Raw genomic sequence first — 4457 nt, 5'->3', positions numbered from 1 at the left:
TCGCAGGAGCACGGCGTGACCCAGGCGCCCATTCTTGAAATCCGTGGCCTGTCCAAGGCATTCGGCCCGGTCAAGGCGCTGAGCGACGTACGGTTCGAGCTGCGGCGCGGCGAAATCCATGCACTGTGCGGAGAGAACGGCGCCGGCAAGTCGACGCTGATGAACATGATCGCCGGTGTATTGCAGCCCGACGAGGGCGACATCCTGATCGATGGCGAGCGTGTTTCGATCCACTCGCCAGCGGCTGCCCAACGCCTCGGCATCGCGCTTGTCCACCAGGAAATCGCGCTGTGCCAGGACGCGACGGTTGCCGAAAACATCTACATGGCCGCGATCAACAGCCGGCGCGCGCCGCTGATGAATTTCCAAAAACTCTACGCCGACGCCCAGAAGGTCATGGACCTGCTCGCGCCCATTCCGGTGCGTACCAGGGTTGCCGACCTCTCCATTTCCAACCAGCAGCTTGTCGAGATCGCCAAGGCGCTCACGCTCGACTGCAAGGTGCTGATGCTCGATGAGCCGACCGCGGCGCTGACCGAAAGCGAAGCGCAGCGCCTGTTCTCGATCGTGCGCGGGCTCAAGGAGCGGGGCATTTCGGTGGTCTATATCAGCCACCGCATGGCCGAGATATTCTCGCTGTGCGACCGCGTCACCGTCTTCCGCGACGGCCGCTACGTGGCGACCGATCCGATCGCAACCGTCTCACCGGACGATGTCGTACGCAAGATGGTCGGCCGCGAAATCACCCAGCTCTATCCCGACAAGCTGGCGCCGCAGGAGCCCGGGCGCCTGCTTCTCTCGGTCGAGGGGCTTTCCGATAACCGCCGCTTCGCCGACGTCGATCTGCAGCTTCGTGCCGGCGAAATTCTGGGCATAGGCGGCCTGATCGGCGCCGGCCGCAGCGAGATCGCGCAAACGGTCTGTGGTCTGAGGCCAATGACGTCTGGAACCGTCGCGCTCGACGGAAAGCAGCTCCGGCTGCGCGGCTATGGCGATGCGGTCAAGGCGGGGCTGGTCTATCTTTCCGAGGACCGCAAAGGCTCCGGCGTGTTCCTCGATCTGCCGATCGCGGCGAACATCTCCGCGCTCGACCTCGCCAGGCTGACCGGGCGCCTCGGCCTGCTTGACCGCAAGGCCGAGGATCGTCAGGCGAAGGAGCTGACCGGCAGGCTCGGCGTGCGCATGGCCGGCATCGATGCCGCCGTCTCGACGCTGAGCGGTGGCAACCAGCAGAAGGTTGCCATCGCCAGGCAGCTGTCCGTCAGTCCCAAAGTCATCATCATGGACGAGCCGACGCGCGGGATTGATGTCGGCGCCAAGGTCGAGATCCACCGGCTGCTGCGCCAGCTTGCCGGCAGCGGTGTCGGCGTCATCGTCATCTCGTCGGAACTGCCGGAGCTGATTGGCTTGTGCGACCGCGTTGTCGTGGTGCGCGAAGGCAGGATCGCCGGCGAACTCACCGCCAGCGAGCTCGGCGAGGAAGCCATCATCATGCTCGCCTCGGGCGTTCAAGACAGTTCAAAACAAAGGCAGGCCCAGAATGTCGCCTAGGGAATCAGGAGAAGCGCTCGTGCACGCCGAGATCAAGGCCGCCGGGCGGCGCATCAATTTCGCTCAGCTCGCCTCGATGCGCGAGGCCGGGCTGATCGTCATCATCCTGGCGCTGTGCATCGCCATGAGCTTCGCCTCGCCGCACTTCCTGACATGGGGCAATTTCCGCGCCATGCTGATGAGCTTTTCCATCGAAGGCATCGTCGTCGTCGGCATGACGATCCTGCTCATCGTCGGCGGCATCGACCTTTCCGTCGGCTCGGTCGTGTGTTTCTCGATGGTGGTCTCGGGGGCGCTGTTCCTCGCCGGCCTCGATCCCTGGACGGCAAGCCTGATCGGCATCGGCGTCAGCGCGCTGATCGGCGCGGCGATGGGCTTCTTCGTGACCGTGATAGGCCTCAATCATTTCATCACGTCGCTGGCGGCCATGGTCATCGTGCGCGGCATGTGCCTGGTGGTCACCAAGGGCACGCCGCTGTCGCTGTTCACCCTGCCGCCGGCTTTCAAGGCCATCGGCCAGGGCAGTTTCAACAACATCCCCTATGTCATCCTGATCTTCATCGTCGTGGTGGCCATCTTCGACTTCCTGCTGCGTCGCGCCACGGCCTTCCGCAAGGTTTTCTACACCGGCTCCAACGAGAAGGCCGCGCAGTTCTCCGGCATCAGGACCAATCAGGTGAAGTTCTGGGTCACGGTGCTGTGCTCGACCCTCGCCGGCCTGGCCGGTGTCATCTACATGGCGCGCTTCGGCGCGGCGACACCGACCTTCGGCGCCGGCATGGAACTCAACATCATAGCCGCGGCCGTCATCGGCGGCGCTTCGCTGAATGGCGGCTCGGGCACCATCTTCGGAGCGATCCTCGGCATGGCGTTGCTGTCGGTGGTGACGAGCTCGCTTATCCTGCTCGACGTCTCGGTCTATTGGCAGGACATGATCAAGGGATGCATCCTGCTGGCGGCGGTGTCGATCGATCATTTCCTGCACCGCAAGAAGTCCTGAACCCTCAAAGGCGGCGAAGCAAGACCATGGCCCCTCCCAACACCCGCGACGACATCGCCGCTGTTCGTCAGATGCACCAGGCGCTTGTCCTGCATTATATCGAAGGCAAGACCCAGGCCGAGATCGCCGGGGAACTCGGCCTCTCGCACGCGACGGTCAACCGGCTGATCAAGCGCGGCCACCAGCTCGGCCTCGTCGAGATCAAGATCAAGTCGCCGATCGACCATCTGGTCGACCTGGAAGCACGGCTGGTTGCGCTGGGCGGCATCGAGCGGGCGATGGTGGTGCCGTCGGTTTCCGATAATCCGCACACGGCCCTGCAGCGGGTCGGCGAGGCGGCGGCTGGGCTGCTGCTCGACACCATCAAGGCTGGCGACACGATCTCGATCACCGGCGGCAAGGGCGTCAGCGCGCTGGTCGCCGGTCTCAAGCCGGGGCGCCGATACGACGTCGAGATCATTCCCGCCACCGGCCTGGTCCAGGGCAAGCACTACACCGACGTCAACCACGTCGCCTCGCTGATGGCCGACAAGCTCGGCGGCCGCGCTTACCAGATCCATGCGCCGCTGTTTGCCGATACCGCGCAGCAGCGCGAGATGCTGATGGGCATCAGCTCCGTCGCAGACGTGTTTCGCAAGGCGCGCGAGGCGGATGTCGCGGTGGTGGGTGTCGGCTCCATCCTGACCGACGATTCCAGCTATTACGACCTGCATCCGTCCTCGAATGCCGATCGCCAGGCGATCGAGAAGTCCGGGGCGACAGGCGAGCTGCTCGCTCATCTCATCGACCGCGGGGGCAAGCTTTGCAACTACTCGCTCAACCGTTCGCTGGTCTCGCTGACGCTTGACGAGTTCGCGACCATCCCGCGCTCGATCGGCATCGCAAGCGGCCCCAGCAAGGTCGCGCCGATCCTCGCCGCCCTGCGCGGCAACCATCTCGACACCATCGTCACGGACGAGGCCACGGGGCTCCAGATCCTCGAGCTGGCCGAACAGGAGGTAGCATGAATTCTCGAAAGATCCAGCGGCAGATCGGCAAGTCCGGCATATCGGCGTCGGCTGTAGGCCTGGGCACCTGGGCGATTGGCGGATGGATGTGGGGCGGCACCGACGAGAAGGAGTCGGTCAGGGCGATCGAAGCCTCGATCGATGCCGGCCTCAGCCTGATCGACACAGCGCCGGCCTACGGTCTTGGCCGCAGCGAGGCGATCGTCGGCACCGCCATCAAGGGCAAGCGCGACAAAGTGGTGATCGCGACCAAATGCGGGCTGAACTGGCATTCGGGCAAGGGCGGCCATTTCTTCGATCAGGACGGCAAGCCTGTGCATCGCTATCTCGGCGCCGACGGCATCGCCTATGAGGTCGAGCAGAGCCTGCGCCGTCTGGGCACCGATCATATCGACCTCTACATCACCCATTGGCAGGACCCGACGACGCCGATCGCCGAGACGATGGCGGTATTGGAAAAGCTCAAGGCAGCCGGCAAGATCCGCGCCATTGGCGCCAGCAATATCAGCGCCGAGGATCTTGGCCATTATATCGACGCCGGCCAGCTCGATGCGATCCAGGAGCGCTATTCGATGATCGACCGCGACCTCGAGAGCAGCCTGCTGCCGATCACCCGCCGCCATGACATTGCCACCCTCAGCTACTCGTCGCTGGCGCTGGGGCTGCTCACCGGCACGGTCGACCCCGGCCGCACATTCGGCGGCGACGACCAGCGCAAGGACAACCCACGCTTTTCCACGGCCAACCGGCAGAAGGTCGCAAAGCTGAAAGAGGCCATCGCCCCGATTTCCGAGAGCCACCAGGCGTCGATGGCGCAGATCGTCATTGCCTGGACGCTCGCCCAGCCGGGCATCACCTTCGCGCTGTGCGGCGCACGTAATCCCGAGCAGGCGCTCGAC

The 4457-nt window shown here is 64.5% G+C and carries 4 protein-coding genes; all 4 read left to right on the top strand.

Going from position 1 to position 4457, the window contains the following annotated elements:
* Nucleotides 1-15: 15 nt before the first annotated feature.
* Nucleotides 16-1551 (top strand): sugar ABC transporter ATP-binding protein, encoded by a 1536-nt coding sequence (locus EN750_RS20425; RefSeq protein ID WP_127397475.1) that lies wholly within the window; start codon nucleotides 16-18, stop codon nucleotides 1549-1551.
* A 76-nt stretch (nucleotides 1552-1627) separates the two neighbouring features.
* Nucleotides 1628-2551, top strand: coding sequence for an ABC transporter permease (locus EN750_RS20420; protein ID WP_236383556.1), 924 nt, complete (start codon nucleotides 1628-1630; stop codon nucleotides 2549-2551).
* A 26-nt stretch (nucleotides 2552-2577) separates the two neighbouring features.
* Complete coding sequence (locus EN750_RS20415; protein WP_127397474.1) at nucleotides 2578-3558, top strand: sugar-binding transcriptional regulator; 981 nt, start codon at nucleotides 2578-2580, stop codon at nucleotides 3556-3558.
* Nucleotides 3555-4457, top strand: a 903-nt coding sequence (locus EN750_RS20410) for an aldo/keto reductase (RefSeq protein WP_145967795.1), incomplete at its 3' end; no start/stop codon positions are given. The genes EN750_RS20415 and EN750_RS20410, both read left to right, overlap by 4 nt.

The sequence above is a fragment of the Mesorhizobium sp. M7A.F.Ca.ET.027.03.2.1 genome, from assembly GCF_003999175.1.
Classification (GTDB): Bacteria; Pseudomonadota; Alphaproteobacteria; order Rhizobiales; family Rhizobiaceae; genus Mesorhizobium.
This window is presented reverse-complemented; position numbering and strand designations above follow the sequence as displayed.

Excerpts from the sequence above, each read along its gene's own strand:
- EN750_RS20420 (WP_236383556.1), top strand. The coding sequence starts at position 1,628 with ATGCGCGAGGCCGGGCTGATCGTCATCATCCTGGCGCTGTGCATCGCC.
- EN750_RS20415 (WP_127397474.1), top strand. The coding sequence starts at position 2,578 with ATGGCCCCTCCCAACACCCGCGACGACATCGCCGCTGTTCGTCAGATG.